General features: G+C 73.0%; 18 protein-coding genes and 1 tRNA gene. 2 read left to right on the forward strand and 17 right to left on the reverse strand.

Annotated elements, in window-relative coordinates; all coding sequences use genetic code 11:
- Nucleotides 1-20: 20 nt before the first annotated feature.
- The 16 genes from HPC71_RS14670 to HPC71_RS14745 form a co-directional block, all read right to left on the reverse strand.
- The gene (locus HPC71_RS14670; protein WP_154614985.1) at nucleotides 21-758 is read right to left on the reverse strand and encodes a DinB family protein; all 738 of its coding nucleotides are present in this window, start codon (nucleotides 756-758) and stop codon (nucleotides 21-23) included.
- 40 nt (nucleotides 759-798) lie between these two features.
- Complete coding sequence (locus HPC71_RS14675; protein ID WP_171896854.1) at nucleotides 799-2,439, reverse strand: dolichyl-phosphate-mannose--protein mannosyltransferase; 1,641 nt, start codon at nucleotides 2,437-2,439, stop codon at nucleotides 799-801.
- A gap of 29 nt (nucleotides 2,440-2,468) precedes the next feature.
- Nucleotides 2,469-3,302 (reverse strand): aminotransferase class IV, encoded by an 834-nt coding sequence (locus HPC71_RS14680; RefSeq protein ID WP_154614984.1) that lies wholly within the window; start codon nucleotides 3,300-3,302, stop codon nucleotides 2,469-2,471.
- Complete coding sequence (gene murD, locus HPC71_RS14685; RefSeq protein ID WP_154614983.1) at nucleotides 3,299-4,630, reverse strand: UDP-N-acetylmuramoyl-L-alanine--D-glutamate ligase; 1,332 nt, start codon at nucleotides 4,628-4,630, stop codon at nucleotides 3,299-3,301. Before murD ends, HPC71_RS14680 begins: the two co-directional genes overlap by 4 nt.
- Nucleotides 4,620-5,957 carry a MurL-like N-terminal domain-containing gene (locus tag HPC71_RS14690; RefSeq protein ID WP_490713223.1) on the reverse strand — a complete coding sequence of 446 codons (1,338 nt, stop codon included), beginning with the start codon at nucleotides 5,955-5,957 and terminating at the stop codon, nucleotides 4,620-4,622. Before HPC71_RS14690 ends, murD begins: the two co-directional genes overlap by 11 nt.
- Nucleotides 5,958-6,083: 126 nt before the next feature.
- A tRNA-Ala gene (locus tag HPC71_RS14695) sits at nucleotides 6,084-6,159 on the reverse strand.
- A gap of 49 nt (nucleotides 6,160-6,208) precedes the next feature.
- Nucleotides 6,209-6,868, reverse strand: a complete 660-nt coding sequence (locus HPC71_RS14700) for a histidine phosphatase family protein (protein WP_154614981.1) — start codon at nucleotides 6,866-6,868, stop codon at nucleotides 6,209-6,211.
- Between the two features lie 12 nt (nucleotides 6,869-6,880).
- On the reverse strand, nucleotides 6,881-7,258 hold the full coding sequence (gene rsfS / locus HPC71_RS14705; protein ID WP_154613112.1) for a ribosome silencing factor: 378 nt from the start codon (nucleotides 7,256-7,258) through the stop codon (nucleotides 6,881-6,883).
- Complete coding sequence (gene nadD, locus HPC71_RS14710) at nucleotides 7,255-7,902, reverse strand: nicotinate-nucleotide adenylyltransferase (RefSeq protein ID WP_154613113.1); 648 nt, start codon at nucleotides 7,900-7,902, stop codon at nucleotides 7,255-7,257. The genes rsfS and nadD overlap by 4 nt, the downstream gene beginning before the upstream one ends.
- 5 nt (nucleotides 7,903-7,907) lie before the next feature.
- Nucleotides 7,908-8,063 (reverse strand): hypothetical protein, encoded by a 156-nt coding sequence (locus HPC71_RS14715; protein WP_171896855.1) that lies wholly within the window; start codon nucleotides 8,061-8,063, stop codon nucleotides 7,908-7,910.
- 42 nt (nucleotides 8,064-8,105) lie between these two features.
- A complete protein-coding gene (locus tag HPC71_RS14720) occupies nucleotides 8,106-9,365 on the reverse strand; it encodes a glutamate-5-semialdehyde dehydrogenase (RefSeq protein ID WP_154614980.1) in 1,260 nt (419 codons plus the stop codon).
- Nucleotides 9,366-9,497: 132 nt separating this feature from the next.
- A complete protein-coding gene (locus HPC71_RS14725; RefSeq protein ID WP_154614967.1) occupies nucleotides 9,498-11,030 on the reverse strand; it encodes a flotillin family protein in 1,533 nt (510 codons plus the stop codon).
- A gap of 74 nt (nucleotides 11,031-11,104) precedes the next feature.
- On the reverse strand, nucleotides 11,105-11,608 hold the full coding sequence (locus HPC71_RS14730) for an NfeD C-terminal domain-containing protein (RefSeq protein WP_154614966.1): 504 nt from the start codon (nucleotides 11,606-11,608) through the stop codon (nucleotides 11,105-11,107).
- 196 nt (nucleotides 11,609-11,804) lie between these two features.
- Entirely contained in the window at nucleotides 11,805-12,758 is a 954-nt protein-coding gene (locus HPC71_RS14735; protein ID WP_154614965.1) for an electron transfer flavoprotein subunit alpha/FixB family protein, read from the reverse strand.
- A 19-nt stretch (nucleotides 12,759-12,777) separates the two neighbouring features.
- On the reverse strand, nucleotides 12,778-13,569 hold the full coding sequence (locus HPC71_RS14740; protein ID WP_253943724.1) for an electron transfer flavoprotein subunit beta/FixA family protein: 792 nt from the start codon (nucleotides 13,567-13,569) through the stop codon (nucleotides 12,778-12,780).
- 145 nt (nucleotides 13,570-13,714) lie between these two features.
- Nucleotides 13,715-14,050, reverse strand: coding sequence for a hypothetical protein (locus HPC71_RS14745; RefSeq protein WP_230084270.1), 336 nt, complete (start codon nucleotides 14,048-14,050; stop codon nucleotides 13,715-13,717).
- 115 nt (nucleotides 14,051-14,165) lie between these two features.
- On the opposite strand from HPC71_RS14745, the gene glgX reads away from it, so the two are divergent.
- On the forward strand, nucleotides 14,166-16,316 hold the full coding sequence (gene glgX / locus HPC71_RS14750) for a glycogen debranching protein GlgX (RefSeq protein ID WP_216656426.1): 2,151 nt from the start codon (nucleotides 14,166-14,168) through the stop codon (nucleotides 16,314-16,316).
- Between the two features lie 902 nt (nucleotides 16,317-17,218).
- Here the strand turns inward: glgX and glgP are convergent.
- Nucleotides 17,219-19,795, reverse strand: a complete 2,577-nt coding sequence (glgP, locus tag HPC71_RS14755) for an alpha-glucan family phosphorylase (protein WP_171896856.1) — start codon at nucleotides 19,793-19,795, stop codon at nucleotides 17,219-17,221.
- Between the two features lie 169 nt (nucleotides 19,796-19,964).
- On the opposite strand from glgP, the gene HPC71_RS14760 reads away from it, so the two are divergent.
- On the forward strand, nucleotides 19,965-21,953 hold the full coding sequence (locus HPC71_RS14760) for an alpha-1,4-glucan--maltose-1-phosphate maltosyltransferase (RefSeq protein WP_154614962.1): 1,989 nt from the start codon (nucleotides 19,965-19,967) through the stop codon (nucleotides 21,951-21,953).
- The last annotated feature ends 14 nt before the right edge of the window (nucleotides 21,954-21,967 follow it).

A 21,967-nucleotide genomic window follows, 5' to 3' on the forward strand; every position in this document is an offset into this window, starting at 1 on the left:
GCGGGGTTAGACCGGCGGGGTTAGACGGGCAGGCCGAGCCGGTCGAGGTCGCGCCGGGTGTAGCGCAGGTGCGCCCACTCCTCCTCGAGGATCACGCGGAGGCAGTCACCCACGGTGGGCCGCCAGTCGCCGCCCCAGGGGTCCGCGCGTTCCTCGGCCAGCAGCTCGGGTGTCACGGTGGCGAGGACGTCGGTCACGAGCCCCTGCCGCTCGGCGCGCACGGCGAGGACCTCCTCGAAGGTGGGCGGGTCCGCGCGGAAGACCGACATGTCGAAGCCCATCCCCTCCGCGCCGGTGAAGACCTGACCGATCTCGTGGAAGGGCTGCTCGACGCGCTGGATCCCGCCGCGCAGCCAGGCGTCGGTCGCCAGCACGAGGTGCCGCAGCGTCTGGGCCAGGGACCACTCGTCCTCGACGTGGGCGTCGACCAGGTCCGGCGGCGTGGCCGCCACGGTCTCCTGCCACGCGGCCCGGACGGCCGCCCAGCCCTCGCGCAGGCCCTCGGGCGTCTGCGAGCGCTGGAGCGCGCGGCCGGGGAACCGGCGGTCGAGCTCGGCCTCGACCAGCGGCACCACGTCGACGCCGTTCACCAGCAGGCTGCCGAAGGACAGGTCGTGGCTGTCGATGTCCAGCCCGTCGACGTCGACGCTGCGCATGGTCACGCCGCTGACGTCGGAGAAGCGCAGCGTGGCGCCCTGGAAGCTCGTCTGGAGGAAGGTCGCGCCCGCGAACCCCTCGGCGCCGGAGTACGTCGTCATCGCGCCATCCTGACCCCTGCCGGCGCCCGCGTCGACCCGCTCAGATCCAGCGCTGGAACCAGATCCGGTCCAGCCAGTCCCCGTGGGTGAGCAGGCCGTTGGTGAAGATCGGCCAGAACCAGGCGAAGTTCAACATCACCAGCACCAGGAACGACCCGGAGACGACCACCCCGACGGTGCGGCGGGTCGTCGGGACCCGGGAGGGCCCGATCAGCCTGCCCATCGCCAGCACGATCGCCAGCACCACGAACGGCAGCGCGAGGGAGATGTAGAACAAGAAGATCGGCCGGTCGTCGTACTGGAGCCAGGGCAGCCAGGTCGAGGCGGTGCCGACCACGGCGACGCCCGCGCGCCAGTCCCGCGCGCCGATCCACGTCGTGACGGCGACCAGGAGCGCCAGCACGCCGCCCCACCACAGCACCGGGGTGCCGATGAGGAGCACCTGGCGCAGGCAGTCGCTGCCCTCGGGGGCCTCGCACCCGCGCGTGCCGGGCTGGATGTCGACGTCGGCGGCGACCCCGACGGGGCGGTTCATCAGCAGCCAGCCCGCGGGCTTGGAGGCGTAGTCGTGCTCGCTGCAGTTGAGGTAGTGGGTGTGGAAGGTGAACAGGTCCTGGTGGTAGCTCCACAGCGACCGCAGGGACTGCGCCACCTCGCCGGGGCCCGACGCGTCGGGCTCGGTCGCGGTCGGCCAGCGCGCCCCGGAGTCGTCGTCGTTGGCCTCGTTGCCGTCCTCGTCGCAGGGCCGCTCGGCCTCGAACTGGGTGTACTGGGTCGAGGAGAGGCTCTTCTCGTACTCGTCGGCGTGCACCAGCCAGCCGGTCCACGAGGCGACGTAGACGACCAGCGCGACGAGCACCATCCAGGCGAACGCCGGCACGCCGTCGACCAGCGCCGAGCGCAGCACCGGGCGGCGGACGCCGTGGGCACGGCGGGCGCCGGCGCTCCAGGCCCACACGAGCAGGCCGAAGGCGGCCAGGGGGTACGCCGCGGTCCACTTGGTGCCGACCGCGAGCCCGAAGAACACCCCGGCCCCGAGCAGCCAGGGCCGCCACAGCAGCCCGCGCACCGGGCCCCAGCCGGAGGTGACCGGCTCGGGGGCCAGCGCGGCGAGCCGGGCGCGGTACCAGTCGCGGTCGGCCACGACGCACGAGACGGCGCAGAGGGTGAAGAAGGCGAGGAAGATGTCGAGCAGCGCCAGCCGGGAGAGCACGAAGTGCAGCCCGTCGAACATCAGCAGCAGGCCGGCGACGACGCCGAGCATCGTGGAGCGGGTCATCCGGCGCACCAGCCGGACCATGACGAGCACCATCAGCGCGCCGACGACCGCCGAGGCGAACCGCCAGCCGAACGGGTCCATCCCGAAGATCCGCTCCCCCAGCGCGATCAGCCACTTGCCCACCTCGGGGTGGACGATCATCGAGGGGTCGGACTGCCACAGGCCGTCGGTGGTGCCGTCCAGGATCTTCTCGTCGGCGCCCTCGACGTACTCCCGGACGTAGCCGTGGTTGGCCAGCGACCAGGCGTCCTTGGCGTAGTAGGTCTCGTCGAACTGGAACTGGCGGGGCTCGCCGAGGTTCCACAGCCGCAGCACGAGGGCGAGCAGCGCGACCCCGATGGCCGCGGTCCAGGAGACGACCGGGTCCTCGCGGCGGGCCGCGAGGACCGGTGGGGTGCGCACGCGCTGAGGTTACCGACCGGGTCGGAGGCTCAGACGAGGTCCCGCGGCAACGCGCCGAAGCCGTCCGCGACCGCGGCGAGCAGGTCCTGGTCGACCGCCAGCTCGTGCTCGTCGAGACGCACGACCGGGCGTGCCGGGTGGTGGACGTTGACCGCGAGCACGAGGTCGGCCTCGACCAGCTCGGCGAGGCGGACCGGGCGGCGCACCGGGCGCCGGCCGAGGCCGGTCGCGACCTCGAGCAGCGCCGCCACGGTGACCGAGTCGAGCAGGTCGCCCCCGTCCGGGGTGGCCACCTCCTCGCCGCGCCACACCAGCACCGACCAGGTCACCCCCTCCAGCACCCGGGCCCCGCTGGTGGGCCCCGTGGTGAGCCCGGTGGTGAGCAGCGCGTCGTCGTACCCGGCGAGCTGGGCCTCGCGGCGCAGCCGGACCTGGGTGAGCAGGTGGGTGGCCTTGAGGTGCGCCAGCTCGCGGGCGTGCTCGACCGAGCGGACGGCGAGGCCCGGCGTCGGCGCGGGCGGCCAGGCGGCCGGGCCGGAGCAGACCAGGACGCGGCAGCCGGCGGCGGCGGCGGGGTCGTGCAGGTCGAGCCGGGCGGGGTACGCCGTCACCCGCACCGACGCCGCGCCCGGCCGCGCCCGCAGGTGCTCGCGGACGAGCCGGCCGACCTCGGCGCGGTCCAGCTCGTGGCCCCACAGCTCGCGGGTGCCGCGCGTGAGCCGGTCCAGGTGCCGCGGCCAGTCGAGGACGGACCCGTCGACGGCGACGAACGTCGTGTAGACGCCGTACCCCTGGAGCGCGAAGGCGGGCGGGACCGCGTCGACCTCGACGCCGTCGAGGGTGTGCCGGTCGGGGCCGCTCACCGCGCCGGGCTGTCGGCCGGGCGGGCGGCCGCGGCGCGGAAGGCGGCGGAGCGCTCCTCGTAGGAGGCGAACTCATCGAAGCTCGGCGCGCCCGGGGAGAGCAGGACGACCGCGGCGTCGGTGTCCGCGCGGGCCCAGGCGAGGGCGGTGGCGAAGTCGGGGGCGAGCCGGGCGGTGGGCAGGTCGGCGGCGAGCCGGGCGCCGGCGGGCCCGACGGCGACCACGTCGACCGGGGCGGCGGGGTCGCGCGCGGCGAGGTAGGACAGCAGCGGGGCGAAGGACAGCCCGCGGTCGGCGCCGCCGGCCAGCAGCGTGACGTGCGCGGCGGGGTAGGTCTCGAGCGCGGCGACGACGGCCTCCGGCGCGGTGGCCAGGCTGTCGTCGACCCAGGTGCGGCCGTCGGCGCCCGTGAGCTCCTCGAGCCGGTGCGCCAGCGGGGCGAAGGTGCGCGTCGCGGCGAGCAGCGCCGGGCGGCTGCCCGCGGGGAGGAGGCCCGAGACGTCGACCGCCGCGACGGCGAGCGCCAGGTTGACCAGGTTGTGCCGGCCGCGCACCGGCAGGTCCGCGGCGGGCACGTGGCCGACGCCGGCCCAGTCCAGGCCGGTCTCGTCCACGACCAGCCCGAGGGTGGCCGGGGCGACCAGCCGGGTGCCCGGCGTCGCCCGGGTCGCCACCAGGGTGGCCAGGTCCCCGGCGACGTCCGGCACGACGACCACCTCGGGGCCGTGCGCGACCAGGTTGAGCTTGTCGGCGACGTACTGCTCGTAGCCGCCGTGCCAGGGCAGGTGCTCGGGGTAGAGCGAGGTGACCACCGCGACGCGCGGGGAGCAGGTCAGGTCGGCGGCCTGGTAGCTGGAGACCTCCGCGACGGCCACCCCGGCGGAGCGGTCGTCGGCGGTCACCGGGGTGCCACCGTTGCCGACGAGCGCCGCCGGCACGCCGGTGGCCTGCAGCAGGTGGTGGACGAGCCCCGCGGTGGTGCTCTTGCCCTTGGTGCCGGTCACCGCGACCACCCGGTCGGCGTTCTCGCAGAGCCACAGGTCGGTCAGGGACGTCACCGGCACGCCGAGCTCGCGGAGCCGGAGGAACTCCGGGGCGGTGTGCGGCACGCCGGGCGACTTCACGACCACGTCGGCCGCGGCGAGGCGCTCCATCGCCGCCGGGCCGGCGACCGCGACCTCGCGCAGGTCGGCCGGCACGTCGTCGACGCCGGTGAGCGCGACGGTCGGCGCCAGGCCGCGGGCGGTCAGCTCGGCCAGCGCGGCGCGTCCCTCCCGGCCCGCTCCCCACACCACGACGGCGCGGCCGGCGAGCTCGTCATACCGCACGGGCGACCGTCTCGAGCGCGGGCGGCAGGAGGTGCTCGCCCTCGCGGAAGGCGAAGACGCCCTCGCGCTCGGCCGGCGTCGCGGTGACCTCGGCGAGCTCGGGCCGGGCGAGGAAGGGGTGGTCGCGCCACTCGGGGTGCTCGCGCAGCAGCGCCACGGCGACCCGGCACTCGTCGGGCTCCCCCACGCACTCGAACGGCTTGAGCAGGCCCTCGGCGCCGAGCAGCTCGAGGAACCCGGTCAGCTGGGTCTCGTCGGCGAACATGTCCCGCCCGCCGAAGATCGCCAGCAGCGCCTCGCGCGGCAGGAACGGCGCGAGGCAGAGGAAGACGAAGCGGCACTTGGGGCAGTCCGCGCACCAGGTGGTCCGGTCGCCCTCGCGCAGCTTGAAGGCGCGGTTGCAGCTGGTGAAGACGCGGTGGTACGCCGTGTGGTCGGCGAAGCGGCGGGCGATGCGCAGCTCGGTGACCGGCCGCAGCAGCGAGACGTACGTCGGCGCGCCGGCCGGCAGGCTCGCGCGCAGCAGCCGCTCGAACTCCAGGCTCTTGGACCACTGGTGGTTGATCGTCCGCCCGTGCCAGTCCACGTTGCCGAAGGAGGAGCTGGCCTCGTTGCTGAACACGACGGTGTCGTAGCCCAGCGCCAGCGCGGTCAGCACCGCGACGAGGGAGTTGACCGCGGTGACCGGGACGTGGCCGTTGGGCGCGCCGGCCTCGTTGAGCCGGAACAGCGTGGGGTCGAGCCGGCGGCGGGCGGAGTGCAGGTCGATCCCGGCGACCGCGGCGGTGTCGGTGATCGGGGTGTAGCTGTTGACCGAGAACAGCCCGACGTCGAAGCCGGCCCCCCGGACCGCCTCGATGGAGACGATCGAGTCCTTGCCGCCGCCCACGGCCACGAGCAGCCGCTGCGGGTCGGCGTCCGGGGCGGGCGCCGGGGCCGCCGGCTCGGGCAGCTCGTCGGCGTGCACCGTCGTGGCGAAGACCTCCGGCATCTGGTTGACGTAGGCGAACTCCCCCAGCCCGTGCCGGGTCAGCTCCTCCAGGAACCGCCGCTCGCGGGCGGTCAGCCCGCCGGGCACCGCCATCGGCACCGGGGCGAAGGCCTTGAAGTAGCTCAGCGAGGCCGCGAGCGCGAGCAGCCGCAGCACCTGGTCGCGCACCCGCGGGTCGACGTGGTCCAGCGTGCCGGGCAGCTCGACAACCTCGGTCAGCTCCTCGACGGTCCGCTCCCCGGCCCGCGCGGCGTACCGCAGCGAGACCGTGGCGCCCTCGACGACCGGCGCGGCGATCGCGAACTCGGTGACCTCGACACGTTCGTCCGACCGCATGCTCACCACCCCGCGAGTCTACGGGGGCCGGGCCCCCGCCGCGGTCGCGCCCGGGCCGGGTCGGGAAGCAGCGCCGGAGATGCAGCAGGGCCCGACGGCGATGCCGTCGGGCCCTGCTGTTCGTCCTGGTGGAGCTGAGGGGACTCGAACCCCTGACCCTCTGCATGCCATGCAGATGCGCTACCAGCTGCGCCACAGCCCCAGGTCGCTGCCGTCCGGGTCTCCCCGTCAGGCGGCTCGCAGAATGTTACTCAAAGCCGTTCCGAAGACGAAATCGGGGTCAGCCCGTAGGCCGCCAGCACCACCAGGCCCGGCTCCGCGCCCGCGCCGGGGCGCTGCTCGAGGACCAGCCAGTGGCAGTTGCGCAGCGCGCGCAGGGTCCGCGCCGCCTCGTCGGGCCAGCCGAGGAGGGAGGCGACGCCGACCTTGATCGCGCCGCCGTGGGAGACAGCGACGGTCGTCTCCCCCGCCGGCGTGGCGGCCAGCGCGTCGCGCAGGGCGTCGGTCATCCGGGCGCGCAGGGCGGCCAGGCCCTCGCCGCCGGGCACGACGTCCCAGTCGCCGGCGAGGAACGCCGCGAACTCCGCCGGCGCCTGCGCGGCGTACTCCGCGTGCGTCATCGTCTCCCGCACACCGAGCATCGCCTCGCGCAGCCGCGGGTCGTGCTCGGCGTCCAGCCCGGTCTCCTTCGCGACGTACGCCGCGGTCTGCCGGGCGCGCGCGAGGTCGGAGGTCACCAGCCGGGTCGGGCGGTACGCCGCGACGTACGGCGCCGCGGCCGCCGCCTGCGCGTGCCCGGTCGCGTCGAGCTCGACGTCGTGCTGGCCCTGGATCCGCTTCTCGGCGTTGTAGGCCGTCTGCCCGTGCCGCAGCAGCACCAGCCGCCGCGGCCCGGACTCAGCGCTCGTCATCAGCGCTCGTGCTCAGCGCTCGTGCGAGGTGACGTCGGCGGGGAGCTTGATCGTGGGGCAGTCGCGCCAGAGCCGCTCGAGGGCGTAGAAGGCGCGCTCCTCCTCGTGCTGGACGTGCACGACGACGTCGCCGTAGTCGATGAGCACCCAGCGTCCGTCGCGCTCGCCCTCGCGGCGGATCGGCTTGGCGCCGATCTCGCGGAGCTTGTCCTCGACCTCGTCGACGATCGCCTTGACCTGGCGGTCGTTGGTGGCGGAGGCGAGGACGAAGGCGTCGGTGATCGCCAGCTGCTCGCTGACGTCGAAGGCGACGATCTGTTGGGCGAGCTTGTCGCTGGCCGCGCGGGCGGCGGCGTGGACGAGCTCGATGGCGTGGTCGGTGGCGGTCATGAGTCTCCGAGGGTGGTGTCCGCCGGCACGGGGGCCGGGACGTCCGGTGGGTAGAGGTCGTGCTTGGCGATGTACTGCACGACGCCGTCGGGCACGAGGTACCAGACGGGCTCGCCGCGACGGGTGCGTGCGCGGCAGTCGGTCGAGCTGATCGCCAGGGCCGGGATCTCCACCATGGTGACCCGGTCCGCGGGGATCGAGGCCAGCGTGGCCTCGTCCATGGTGTAGCCCGGGCGCGTGCAGCCGACGAACTGCGCGAGCGCGAAGAGCTCCTCGGCGTTGCGCCAGGTGAAGATGTCGGCCAACGCGTCGGCGCCGGTGATGAAGTACAGCTCCGCGTCCGGCATCGCCTCGCGCAGGTCGCGCAGGGTGTCGATCGTGTACGTCGGGCCCTGCCGGTCGATGTCGACGCGGGAGACGGTGAACCGCGGGTTGGAGGCGGTCGCGATGACCGTCATCAGGTAGCGGTGCTCGGCAGGTGAGACCACCCGGTCGGACTTCTGCCAGGGGTCCCCGGCCGGGACGAAGACGACCTCGTCGAGGTCGAACCAGGCCTGGACCTCCGCCGCCGCCACGAGGTGGCCGTGGTGGATGGGGTCGAAGGTCCCGCCCATCACGCCGACACGGCGCCGGCGCTCGGTCATGGTGCTCAGCTGTGCTCGCGCCCGCCGCCGAAGGCCATCAGGGCCAGGAGCATGCCGAAGAGGACGACCAGGAAGCCCACGCCGATCCCCCAGCTCAGGGCGTGGTCGATCTCGTGGTGGGACTCCTCGGCAGCGGCGAGGACGACGAGCGCGTTCAGCATGGGATGCACCCTACCGGGCCCGCTCGGCGCGCCGGGTGCCGGTCAGCGGACGTGGCCGTCGCCGGTGACGACGTACTTGGTCGAGGTCATCTCGGGCAGGCCCATCGGGCCGCGGGCGTGCAGCTTCTGGGTGCTGATGCCGATCTCGGCGCCGAACCCGAGCTCGCCGCCGTCGGTGAACCGGGTCGAGGCGTTGACCAGCACGACGGCGGAGTCGACCTCGGCGACGAACCGGCGGGCCGCGCCCAGGTCCTCGGTGAGGATCGCGTCGGAGTGCCCGCTGGAGAAGCGCCGCACGTGGTCGATCGCGGCGCCGAGGTCGGGGACGACCGCGGCGGAGATGTCGAGGGAGAGGTACTCGGTGGCGAAGTCCTCCTCGGTCGCGGGCACCACGCCGTCGTACGCCGCGAACGCCGCGTCGCCGTGGATGGTCACCCCGGCCTCCTGGAGGGCGGCGACGACCCGCGGCAGGAACGTCTCGGCCAGGTCGGCGTGGACCAGCAGCGACTCCGCGGCGTTGCAGACGCTCGTGCGGTGGGTCTTGGCGTTGAGCACGACGGCCAGCGCACGGTCGAGGTCGGCCGCGCGGTCGACGTAGACGTGGCAGTTGCCCACGCCGGTCTCGATGACCGGCACGGTGGACTCCTCGACCACCGAGCGGATGAGGCCGGCGCCGCCGCGCGGGATGAGCACGTCGACGTGCCCGCGGGCCCGCATCAGCGCCTTGACGGTGTCGCGGGACTCGCTCGCGACGAGCTGGACCACGTCGGCCGGGAGCCCGGCCGAGACGGCCGCGTCACGGAGCACCTCGACGATCGCCGCGTTGCTCGCGGCCGCGCTGGAGCTGCCGCGCAGGAGCACCGCGTTGCCCGACTTCAGGCAGATCCCGGCGGCGTCGGCGGTCACGTTGGGGCGGGCCTCGTAGATCATCCCGACGACGCCGAACGGCACCCGCACCTGCCGCAGCTCCAGCCCGTTGGCCAGCGTCCCGCCACGCAGCACCTCGCCGACGGGGTCGGGCAGGCCGGCCACCTCGCGCAGCCCCTGGGCCATGCCGGCGAGCCGGTCGTCGGTGAGCCGCAGCCGGTCGACGACGTTGGGCGGGGTGCCACCCTCCTCGGCGCGGGCGGTGTCCTGGGCGTTGGCCGCCAGCAGCGTCGGCGCCTGCTCGAGCAGGGCGGCGGCCATCGCCTCCAGGGCGGCGTCCTTCTGGGCGCGGGTGGCGAGGGCGAGGACCCGCGCGGCCTCGCGCGCGCGGATCGCGAGGTCGACGACGTCCTGCTCGGTGCTGCTGCTGGTCATGGGGCCGAGCGTAGTTGCGCCCACCGGCCCACCACGACGTGGTCGCGGCCGGTGGTCAAGGGCCGGCGGTCGTGTGCCCACGGACGCGCCTCGCCGCGTCCGCAGGCACACGACCGTGCCGGGCAGGAGCGGCTACGACTCGGTCGTGCCGTTCGTGGCCGGGACCGGGTCGCCGCCGACCGCGCCGGTGGCCTTGCCGGTGGCCTTGCCGATCGAACCCTTGACCAGCGCCTCGAGGTCCAGACCGGTGGAGGTCTTGAGCATGCTCAGCGTCTGCACGACGTTGTCGTTGACCTGGCGCGGCAGGGCGCCGGCCCCGTCGGGCGAGATGACGGTGAGCTGGTCGATCGCGGCGATCGGGGCGGCCACCTCGCGGGCGATCTGCGGGAGCACCTCGATGAGCATCTGCAGCACGGCCGCGTCGTTGTAGTGCGCGAACGCCTCGGCCCGCTTGTCCATCGCCTCGGCCTCGGCGTGGCCGACGGCCAGCGTCGCCGCCGCCTGCGCCTCGCCCTCGGCCCGGGTCGCCTCGGCCTCCGCGACGCGGCGGGCCCGCTCGGCCTCACCGCGGCGCTCGCCCTCGATGGCCTCGGCCTGGGCGAGCGCGGAGCGGCGGGACTTCTCCGCCTCACCGGTCAGGCGGGCCTCCTCGGCCTTGGCCTGCGCGGCCGCGATGGTCGAGGCCTTGCGGGCCTCGGCGCCGGCGATCTCGGCGCTGCGCTTGGCCTCGGCCTCCTGCTCGACCTTGTACCGCTCGGCGTCGGCCGGCTTGCGGACCTGGGTCTCCAGCTGGCGCTCGGTCAGCGCCGCCTGCCGGACCGCGACCTTCTCCTGCTCCAGGAGGATCGCCTGGTCCCGGTCGGCCTGGGCCAGCGGGCCGGAGGCGGCGGCGTTGGCCGCGGCCGCGTCGGTCTCGGCCTTGATCTCGGCCTGCTTGAGCGCCAGCGCCCGCTGGGAGATCGCGATCTCCTGCTCGGCGAGGATCCGCGCCTGCTCGGCGGCCTGCCGCGCGTTGGCCTCCGCGATCGAGGCGGCCTGCTGGATGCGCGCGGCCTCGGGCCGGCCGAGGTCGGCGAGGTAGGTGCCGTCGTCGGTGACGTCCTGGATCTGGAAGGTGTCGAGGATCAGGCCCTGGCCGGTCAACGAGTTCTCCGACTCGTCCGCGACGCGCTGGGCGAAGGCGGCGCGGTCGCGGATGATCTGCTCGACGGTCAGGCCGCCGACGATGGAGCGCAGCGCGCCCGCGAGCACCTCCTGGGTGAACGCCTCGACGTCCGCCTGCTGGCTGAGGAAGCGCTGGGCGGCCAGCCGGATCTGGTCGGCGTTGCCGCCGACCTTGACGATCGCCACGCCCTCGACGTTCAGCTTGATGCCCTGGCCGGAGACGGCGCCGCGGATCTGCACCGAGATGCGTCGCGAGGAGAGGTCGAGCACGCCGAGCTTCTGCACGAACGGGATCACGAACGTGCCGCCGCCGAGGATGACCTTCTGCCCCGACAGGTCGGTGGTCAGCGCCCCGGTCTCCGGGTTGAGCACGGCCTTGCCCTTGCGCCCGGTGACGATGAAGGCCTGGTTCGGCCCCGCCACCTTGTAGCGACTGGTGACGAGCAGCACCAGCAGCACGAGCAGGACGACGAGCCCTCCGACGGGTAGCAACAGGTCCATCCGGGTCCTCCGGGTCTCAGCGGGGTGGTGGGGGTGGTGGTGGTGGTGGTGGTGGTGCGGGTGGTCAGGTCAGGTCAGGTCAGCTCGTCCCAGAGCGGGGCCACGGTGACCGCCGTCGGGGACAGCACGCTGGTGACGTGGACGCGCACGCCCTGGTCGAGGGGGCGGTCGGCGCGGGCGTTGAAGCGCAGCACATGACCACCGACGAGGACGTCGACGACGCCGAAGCCGCCGTCGGGGATGGTGGTGACGACCCGGCCGTCACGGCCGAGCGCGTCCTCTCCGGTGGGGGTCGCGTCGGTGCCGCCGTCGCGGACCAGGCGGGTGAGGGACCCCGCGATCCAGGCGAAGAGCGCGCCGGCCGCCAGCCCGACCGGCAGGGACAGTGCGGCGGGCGCCCCGAGCGCCTGGGCCGCGGCACCGCCGAAGCCGGTCGCGGCGACGAACGCGCCGATGACGGCGGTCGAGAACGCGTCGCCGGCCAGCGCGTCGAGCGCCCCGTCGAGGACGTCCCCGAGCACCAGCGAGAGGAGGAGCAGGAACGCGCCGACCAGGCCGATGATGAGGAAAGCGGTCACGCGAGAGCTCCTGCTGACGAGACGCCCGAGGTTCCGGGCACGCTGGCAGCCTCCCCACTCCCCCGGGTTCCAACCACCTCCCGGCCCTCCGGGCTGGACCGGGTAGGCCCCCGTGCCCCGGACATGCGAGACGGCCCGCCCGAGCAGGTGCTCGGACGGGCCGTCGTACGCCGCGTGAGGAGCGGCGGGCTGGTGGTCAGCCCTTGCGCTTGTTGATCTCCTCGGTGGCCGCGGGGAGGACCGAGTGCAGGTCGCCCACGACGCCGAAGTCGACGAGCTCGAAGATCGGCGCCTCCTCGTCCTTGTTGACCGCGACGATCGTCTTCGAGGTCTGCATGCCGGCGCGGTGCTGGATCGCACCGGAGATGCCGTTGGCGACGTAGAGCTGCGGGGAGACGACCTTGCCGGTCTGGCCCACTTGGAAGGTGTGCGGCATCCAGCCGGAGTCGACCGCGGCGCGCGAGGCGCCGACCGCCGCGCCGAGCGCGTCGGCCAGGCCCTCGACCGGCTCGAAGTTGCCGCCGGTGCCACGACCGCCCGAGACCACGATCGCGGCCTCGGTCAGCTCGGGGCGACCCGAGGCCTTGCGCGGCTGCTGGGCCACGATCTGGGCCTTCTTGGCCGAGTCGGAGATCGTCGCGGCGAACTCCTCGACGGTGCCGGCGGCGCCGACCTCCTCCACCGGGGCGGAGTTGGGCTTGACCGTGATGAGCGGGACACCCTGGGTGACCTTGCCCTTGACGGTGTAGCTGCCGGCGAAGACGGACTGGGTGACGACGCCACCCTCCTCGATGTCGACGGCGTCGGTGATCAGGCCCGAGCCGGTCTTGATCGCCAGGCGGGCGGCGACCTCCTTGCCCTCGTAGCCGGAGACGAAGAGGACCGCAGCCGGGGAGGTCTTCTCCACCAGCTGGGCCAGCGCCTCGGCCTTGGGGGCGACCAGGTAGCCCTTGATCTCGGTGTCGTCGACGACGTACACCTTCTCGGCGCCGAGCTGGCCGAGCTTCTGCGCGGCCTCGGCACCCTTGTCGGAGGAGCCGAAGAAGACCGCCGAGGCCTCGCCCAGGCGGCGGGCCAGGGTGAGCAGCTCGAAGGTGGGCTTGCGGATCGCGCCGTCGACGTGGTCGACGACGACCAGGACTTCAGACATCTCTATCTCTCCTCGGTCCTCAGATGAACTTCTTCGACACGAGGAACTCCGTCAGCGCAGTGGCGCCCGAGCCGTCCTCGTCCTTGACGATCTCGCCGGCGGTGCGCGGCGGGCGGGCCGTGGTCTCGGTGACCTCGGTCCAGGCGGCCGAGAGGCCGACCTCGCCGGCGTCCACGCCGATGTCGGAGAGCGACCAGGTCTCCAGCGGCTTCTTCTTCGCCGCCATGATCCCCTTGAACGACGGGTAGCGCGCCTCGCCGGTCTGGTCGGTCACCGACATGACCAGCGGCATCGTCGCGCCGATGACCTCGGTGGCGGTGTCGGAGTCGCGCTTGATGCGGACCTGGTCGCCCTGGGTCTCCACCACGGAGGCGAAGGTGACCTGGGGCAGGTCGAGGCGCTCGGCGAGCATCGCCGGGACGACCGAGCCGGAGGCGTCGGTCGAGGCCATGCCGCACATGACCAGGTCGACCTTCCCCCCCTCGTCGGACAGGGCGGCGCCGGCCTTCTCGATCGCCTTGGCCAGCACCAGCGAGGTGGCGACGTAGTCGGAGCCCGCGATGGCCTCGTCGGTGACCAGGATGCCCTGGTCGGCGCCCATCTGCAGCGCCTTCCGGACAGCGTCGACGGCCTTCTCCGGCCCCACGCAGAGCGCGGTCACCGTGGTGCCCTCGTTCTTCTCCTTCAGCTGCAGCGCCTGCTCAACGGCGTACTCGTCGAGCTCCGACAGGAGCCCGTCGACGCCGACTCGGTCCACGGTGTTGTCCGACTCGAACTGCCGGTCGGCAGTGGAGTCGGGCACGTACTTCACACAGACAACAATGTTCATGGTGACGGCCGGGAAGGCCCCTCCTGTGCACTCGGATGTGTTCGTGAGGCTACCGCCGGGTCAGAACGCAGGAAACAGAGGCCGGCGGTGGACTACCTCACAGCCCTCAGGCCTGGCGCGCAGCCGCTCAGGGGCGTACGACGCGCTCCACGACGCGGCCCACGACGAGCCATGCCACGGCGCCCAGGCCCCAGTTGAACAGCGCGTTCTTGGTCTCGGCGTTGCCGCCCTCGAACTGCTTGATCCCGTTGTCGCGGGAGAAGATGCCCAGGTCGACCGCGTCGGCGACGTCGAGCACGAACGTCACCAGCCCGTTGTCCCGGTTCGCCCCCAGGGCGATGCACAGCGCACCCACCGCCAGGAAGATCGCGGCCAGCGCGAACAGCGTCCACAGGACCGTCGCCACCTGCGCCCGCACCTTCGTGCCGCCGGTGAGGCCCTTCGTGCCTGTCATGCCTGCCATGCGCGCTCCCTCGTCCCCCTCGTCATCGGGTCGCCGACCTGTCTCGGACCCGCTTCGGCCTTCCTTCGGGGGGCATTGTGCCCGGGTCCACCCCCGCGTCGGCGACAATGACCCGGTGAGCCCAAGGTTGTGGAGGAGCGAAGGCGAGCGCGCCGCCGTCTGGCCGGGCCGCGCCTGGCCGCTGGGCGCGACCTGGGGCGAGGAGTCGACGAACTTCGCGGTGCACGCGCCACGGGCGACGACGGCCTGGCTGTGCCTGCTCGACGACGAGGGCGGGGAGACCCGCCACCGGCTCACCGAGCAGACCCTCGGCATCTGGCACGGGGCGCTCCCGGGCGTGGCGCCGGGCACCCGCTACGGCTACCGGCTCGACGGGCCGTGGGACCCCGCCGCCGGCCTGCGGTTCAACCCGAACAAGCTGCTGCTCGACCCGTTCGCGCGGGCGGTCTCCGGGTCGCTGACCGCCGACCCCGCGATCTTCGACTACACCCTGGGGGACCCCGGGACGATGAGCCCGCTCGACTCGGCGCCGTACGTCCCGGTCGGCGTGGTCGTCCACGACGACTTCGACTGGGGCGGCGACCAGCCGCTTCGCCGGCGGTGGCGCGACACCGTCATCTACGAGCTGCACGTCAAGGGCATGACCGCCCTGCACGACCGCGTCCCCGAGCACCTGCGCGGGACGTACGCCGGCCTGGCGACCCCCGCGGTCGTGGACTACCTCAAGGACCTCGGCGTGACCGCGGTCGAGCTGCTCCCGGTGCACCAGTTCGTGCCCGAGCCCGCTCTCGCCGAGCGCGGGCTGACCAACTACTGGGGCTACAACTCCCTCAACTACTTCTCCCCGCACAACGGCTACGCCGCCTCCGGCGACCGCGGCCAGCAGGTCGGCGAGTTCAAGGCCATGGTCAAGGCGTTCCACGACGCCGGCCTGGAGGTCATCCTCGACGTCGTCTACAACCACACCGCCGAGGCCGGCGCACTCGGCCCGACGCTGTCCTTCCGCGGCTTCGACGACTCGATCTACTACCGCGTCGGCAGCGACGCGGCCGGCGGGCCCGCGCCGGAGACCTACTGGGACGTCACCGGCTGCGGCAACACCGTCGACGCCGCCCAGCCCTTCGCGCTGCGCCTGATCCTCGACTCGCTGCGCTACTGGGTCACCGAGATGCACGTCGACGGCTTCCGCTTCGACCTGATGTCGGCGCTGACCCGCGTGGACCGCAAGGTCGACATGGGCTCCCACCTGCTGACCGCCATCGGCCAGGACCCGTTGCTGCGCCACGTCAAGCTGATCGCCGAGCCCTGGGACGCCTCGATGGACGGCTACCGCGTCGGGGAGTTCCCGCCGCCGTGGGTGGAGTGGAACGACCAGTACCGCGACGAGATCCGCGACTTCTGGCGCAACCACTCCCCCGGCATCCGCCGGGTGGCGACCCGGCTCGCCGGCTCCAGCGACCTCTACGCCGACGACGGCCGCTCGCCGTACAACTCGATCAACTTCATCACCGCCCACGACGGCTTCACCCTGCGCGACCTGGTGACCTACGAGCACAAGCACAACGAGGCCAACGGCGAGGACAACCGCGACGGCACCGACAACAACCGCTCGTGGAACCACGGCGTCGAGGGCGAGACCGACGACCGGGCGCTGGTCGGCGTACGCCGCCGGCAGGCCGCCAACATGATGGCGACGCTCTGCCTGTCGAACGGCGTCCCGATGATCACCGCCGGCGACGAGCGCGGCCGCACCCAGCGCGGCAACAACAACGCCTACTGCCAGGACAACGAGATCTCGTGGATCGACTGGCGCCCCGACGACGCCTGGCTCGACGTCTACGAGGTGACCAAGGCGGCGTTGCGGCTGCGGCGCGAGCACCCGGCGCTGCGGCAGCGGCACTGGTTCGAGGGTCGCCCGACGATCCGCGGCGGCCCCAAGGACCTGGCCTGGCTGCACCCCACGGGCCGGGAGATGGAGGCCGAGGACTGGTACGACCCGGACCTGCGCACGATCGGCATGTTCGTCTCCGGCGCGCCGCTGCGCTCCCCCGGGCCGCGCGGGGAGCAGCAGGTCGACGCGTCCTTCATGCTGTGGTTCAACGCCACCTGGCTCCCCCAGCGCATCGAGCTGCCCGAGAACGACTGGGTCCAGCGCGGCACGGTCGCGCTCTCCACCGACGCCCGGCTGCCGGTCGGCACCGAGGTCAAGGCCGGCGACCGGCTCACCCTCGGCCGCCGCACCGTCGTCGTCCTCCGCGAGTCCTGACCCGCGCCACCACCCGCTGGTTGAGCAGGCGGCCCCGCTGGTTGAGCAGGCGAGCGCCAGCGAGCCGTGTCGAAACCCCCGCACCCGCGCAGAGCCCTGCGCACCTCACCGGGTTTCGACACGCTCAACCAACAGCAGACCCGCGCCGCCACCACCCGCTGGTTGAGCAGGCGAGCGCCAGCGAGCCGTGTCGAAACCCGGCGACCATGGCCGAGGCCCTGCACCCCTCACCGGGTTTCGACACGCTCAGGCCGCCAGACGGCCTTCGCTGCTCAACCAACAGCAGACCCGCCCCACCACCCGCTGGTTGAGCAGGCGGCCCCGCTGGTTGAGCAGGCGAGCGCCAGCGAGCCGTGTCGAAACCCGGCGACCCTGGCCGAGGCCCTGCACCCCTCACCGGGTTTCGACACACTCAGGCCTAGCGGCCTTCGCTGCTCAACCAACAGCAGACCCGCGCCACCACCCGCTGGTTGAGCAGGCGAGCGCCAGCGAGCCGTGTCGAAACCCGGCGACCCTGGCCGAGGCCCTGCACCCCTCACCGGGTTTCGACACGCTCAGGCCTGGCGGCCTTCGCTGCTCAACCAACAGCAGACCCGCGCCACCACCCGCTGGTTGAGCAGGCGAGCGCCAGCGAGCCGTGTCGAAACCCGGCGACCATGGCCACGGCCCTGCACCCCACACCGGGTTTCGACACGCTCAGGCCTGGCGGCCTTCGCTGCTCAACCAACAGCAGACCCGCCCCACCACCCGCTGGTTGAGCAGGCGAGCGCCAGCGAGCCGTGTCGAAACCCCCGCACCCGCGCAGAGCCCTGCGCACCTCACCGGGTTTCGACACGCTCAGGCCTGGCGGCCTTCGCTGCTCAACCAGCGGTGCGGCCTTCGCTGCTCAACCAGCGGATGGTTCAGGCTGGCAGCGCCACCACGCCCAGCTCGGCCGGGGAGACCAGCAGCTCGTTGCGCGGCACGACCCGCACGGTGTAGCCGAACGCGCCGGACTGGTCGAGGGTGACGTCGCCGTCGAAGCGGTGCCGGCCACCCTCGTAGCTCTCGGCCAGGACCAGCTCGGTCACCGAGGTGTCGCGCAGCTCGTCCTCGCTGGTCGTGCGGCCGTGCACCAGCTGCACCGCGACGTCGCCGGGCGCGAGGTCGCCGAGCGCCACGAAGGCGCGCACCGACATCACCGCACCCACCTCGGGCGCGTCGCCCACACCGCTGCTCTCGACGTGCTCGACGCGCACGCCCGCCCAGCCGGTGCGGACGCGGCGCTTCCAGGCCGCCAGCTCCGCGGCGCCGGCGTAGTCGTCGTTGAGGCGCCGGGCGTTGACCGAGGCCGGGACGTAGAGCTGCTGGGTGTAGTCGCGGACCATCCGGGTCGCCAGCACCTTGGGGCCGAGCGACTTCAGGGTGTGCCGCAGCATCTCCAGCCAGCGGGTCGGCACGCCCTCCTCGTCGACGTCGTAGAAGCGCGGCGCGACCTCGTTCTCGATGAGGTCGTAGAGGGCCGCCGCCTCGAGGTCGTCGCGCTTGTCGGTGTCCTCGACGCCGTCGGCCGACGGGATCGCCCAGCCGTTCTCGCCGTCGTACCACTCATCCCACCAGCCGTCGAGGATGGAGAGGTTGAGCCCGCCGTTCAGGGCGGCCTTCATGCCCGAGGTGCCGCACGCCTCGTAGGGGCGCAGCGGGTTGTTGAGCCACACGTCGCAGCCGGGGTAGAGCGGCTGCGCCATCGCGATGTCGTAGTTGGGCAGGTAGGCGATCCGGTGCCGCACGTCCGCGTCGTCGGCGAGCTGCACGATGGCCTGGATCAGCTTCTTGCCGCCGTCGTCGGCCGGGTGGGCCTTGCCGGCCATCACCAGCTGCACGGGCCGCTCGGGGTCGGTGAGCAGCCGCTTGAGCCGGGCCGGGTCGCGCAGCAGCAGCGTCAGCCGCTTGTACGACGCCGCCCGCCGCGCAAAGCCGATGGTCAGCACGTCGGGGTCGAGCGCGGAGTCGATCCAGCCCAGCTCCGCGGGGGCCTGGCCGCGCTTCTCGTGGGAGCGGTGCATGCGCCGACGGGCGTCGGCGACGAGCCGCTCGCGCAGCTGGCGCTTGACGTCCCAGATGCGCCGGCCGGGGATCTTGTCGGCCGCGGCCCAGAAGCTGTCGAGGTCGTCGGGGTCCGCACCGACCTCGGTGGCCAGCTCGAAGACCTCGCGGGCGACCCACGTCGGGGCGTGCACGCCGTTGGTGATCGACCCGATCGGCACCTCAGCCTCGTCGAAGGCCGGCCACAGGCCGTTGAACATCTCCCGGCTCACGTGGCCGTGGAGCTTCGAGACGCCGTTGGCGCGCTGGGCCAGGCGGAAGCCCATGACGGCCATGTTGAAGACCGAGCCGTCGCCGCCCTCGTAGTCCTCGGCGCCCAGCGCGAGGATCCGGTCGACCGGGACGCCGGGCACCGGCCCCGCGTCGGAGAGGTACTGCTCGACCAGCGTGCGCGGGAACCGGTCGATGCCGGCGGGCACCGGCGTGTGGGTGGTGAAGACGGTCGAGGCGCGGCCGACCTCGAGCGCGGTGTCGAAGTCGAGCCGGGGGCCGGCCTCGTCGACGGTGAGCTCGCGGATCCGCTCGAGGCCGAGGAAGCCGGCGTGGCCCTCGTTGGTGTGGAAGACCTCGGGGGCGGGGTGCCCGGTGAGCCGGGCGTAGGCGCGCAGCGCGCGGACGCCGCCGATGCCCAGCAGCAGCTCCTGGCGCAGCCGGTGCTCGGAGTTGCCGCCGTAGAGCCGGTCGGTGACCCCGACGTAGTGCTCGGGGTTCTCCTCGACGTCGGTGTCGAGCATGAGCAGCGGCACCCGGCCGACGCTGGCGACCCAGATCCGGGCGACCAGGTCGGGGCCGTCGGGCATCGCCAGGGAGATCGTCGCCCGGGAGCCGTCGGGCTCGCGCAGCAGCGAGATCGGCAGCTCGTCGGGGTCCAGGACGGGGTAGGTCTCCTGCTGCCAGCCCTCGCGAGACAGCGACTGCTTGAAGTAGCCGTGCTTGTAGAGCAGGCCGACGCCGATGATCGGCACGCCGAGGTCGCTGGCCGCCTTGAGGTGGTCGCCGGCGAGGATGCCGAGGCCGCCGGAGTACTGCGGCAGCACCGCGGTGATGCCGAACTCCGGGGAGAAGTAGGCGATCGAGGACGGCCCGCCGGCGGGGCCACGCTTCTGGTACCAGCGGTCCTCGGTCAGGTAGGTCTGCAGGTCGGCCCGGGCCGCGGCCAGCGCGTCCAGGAACCCCTGGTCCCCGGCGAGGTCGTCGAGGCGGGCGCGGCCGACCGAGCCGAGCAGCTTGACCGGGTCGCGGCCGGTCGAGTGCCACAGCACGGGGTCGACGCGCTCGAAGACGTCCTGGGTCTCGGGGTGCCAGGACCAGCGCAGGTTCCCCGCGAGCTCGCCGAGCGCGGCGAGCGCGGGCGGGAGGACGGGACGGACGGTGAATCGACGAATGGCACGCACGAGGCTGACGCTAGCGAGATTCTTTGATCGTTCCAACTGTTTCGCGCTGATCCGTTCGCCACGTCCCGACCTGGGTACATGCCCCCAGAGCCGGAGCCCTCGGGCCCCGCCCGCACACCGCGACGGCGCGACTTGTGTGCCTGCCGCGAGACGCCACTAGGTTGGAGAAATGGTCGGACGCATACCCGTCATGAACGTCATGCCCGTGGTCGACCTCGGCCGGCAGCCGGCGAAGGCCACCGTCGGGGAGCCGCTGCCCGTCCGGGCCACGGTCTTCCGCGAGGGGCACGACCGGCTCGGCGCCGAGGTGGTCCTCACCGACCCCTCCGGAACGCGCCGCCCGCCGGTGCGGATGACCAAGCACGCCGAGGTCCCCGACCGGTACGACGCGTGGGTCACGCCCGACGCCCCCGGCGCCTGGACCTTCGAGATCCAGGCCTGGTCCGACCCGGTCGCGACCTGGCAGCACGCCGCGGGGCTGAAGATCCCCGCCGGTGTCGACGTCGAGCTGATGTTCAAGGAGGGCCGCCTGCTCCTCGAGCGCGTCCGCGGCGACCTCGACGGCAAGGACAGCGCCGCCCGCGAGGTGGTCGACGCCGCGATCGAGGCGTGCACCGACACCTCGCGCCCCGATGCCGCGCGGCTCGCGGTGCTGGAGGCCCCCGAGCTCGACGCCGTCTTCCTCGACCACCCGCTGCGCGAGCTGGTGACCGTCGAGGGCCCCTACCCGCTCTACGCCGACCGGGAGCGCGCCCTCTACGGCAGCTGGTATGAGTTCTTCCCGCGCTCGGAGGGGGCGACCCGCGACCCGGAGACCGGCAAGGTCACCAGCGGCACCCTCCGCACCGCCGCGGAGCGGCTCGACGCCGTGGCCGCGATGGGCTTCGACGTGATCTACCTGCCGCCGATCCACCCCATCGGCGAGGTCAACCGCAAGGGCCCGAACAACACGCTGACCCCCGGCCCCGACGACCCGGGCTCGCCGTGGGCGATCGGCTCGCGGTTCGGCGGGCACGACGCCGTCCACCCCGACCTCGGCACGATCGAGGACTTCGACGCCTTCGTCGCCCGGGCCGGCGAGCTCGGCCTCGAGGTCGCGCTCGACCTCGCGCTCCAGGCCGCCCCGGACCACCCGTGGGTCACCGAGCACCCGGAGTTCTTCACCACCCGGGCCGACGGGTCGATCGCCTTCGCGGAGAACCCGCCGAAGAAGTACCAGGACATCTACCCGATCAACTTCGACAACGACCCGAGCGGCATCTGCCGCGAGGTGCTGCGCGTGGTCAAGCACTGGATGAGCCACGGCGTACGGATCTTCCGCGTCGACAACCCGCACACCAAGCCGGTCGCGTTCTGGGAGTGGCTGCTCAGGGAGGTGCGCCGCACCGACCCCGACGTGCTGTTCCTCTCCGAGGCCTTCACCCGCCCGGCGATGATGCACGGCCTCGGCGCGGTGGGCTTCCACCAGAGCTACACCTACTTCACCTGGCGCACCGCGAAGTGGGAGCTCGAGGAGTACCTCCGCGAGCTGGCGACCGAGTCCGACCACGTCATGCGGCCGAACTTCTTCGTCAACACCCCCGACATCCTCCACGCCTACCTGCAGTACGGCGGCCCGGCGGCGTTCAAGATCCGTGCCGTGCTCGCGGCGACCGGCTCGCCGAGCTGGGGCGTGTACGCCGGTTACGAGCTCTACGAGCATGTCGCGGTCAAGCCCGGCAGCGAGGAGTACCTCGACTCCGAGAAGTACCAGATCCGCATCCGCGACTGGGACGGTGCCGCGCGCGAGGGCCGCACCCTGGCGCCGTACCTGACCCGGCTCAACGAGGTCCGCCGCGGACACCGGGCGCTCCAGCTGCTGCGCAACGTGGTCATCCACTCCAGCGACGACGAGAACATCCTCGTCTACAGCAAGCATGCGGTCGCCGCCGACGGCACCCCCGACGACGTGATCGTCGTGGTCAACCTCGACCCCCACGCCACCCGCGAGACCACGGTCCACCTCGACCTGCCCGCGATGGGGATGGAGGCGGGCGAGTCGTTCATCGTCCACGACGAGATCACGGGGGACGACTGGAGCTGGGCGCAGCACAACTACGTCCGCCTCGACCCCTACCACGAGCCCGCGCACGTCCTGACCGTGAGGAGGACCCGGTGACCGACGCCCCGACG

The sequence above is a fragment of the Nocardioides marmotae genome (assembly GCF_013177455.1).
GTDB classification, from domain to species: Bacteria; Actinomycetota; Actinomycetes; order Propionibacteriales; family Nocardioidaceae; genus Nocardioides; species Nocardioides marmotae.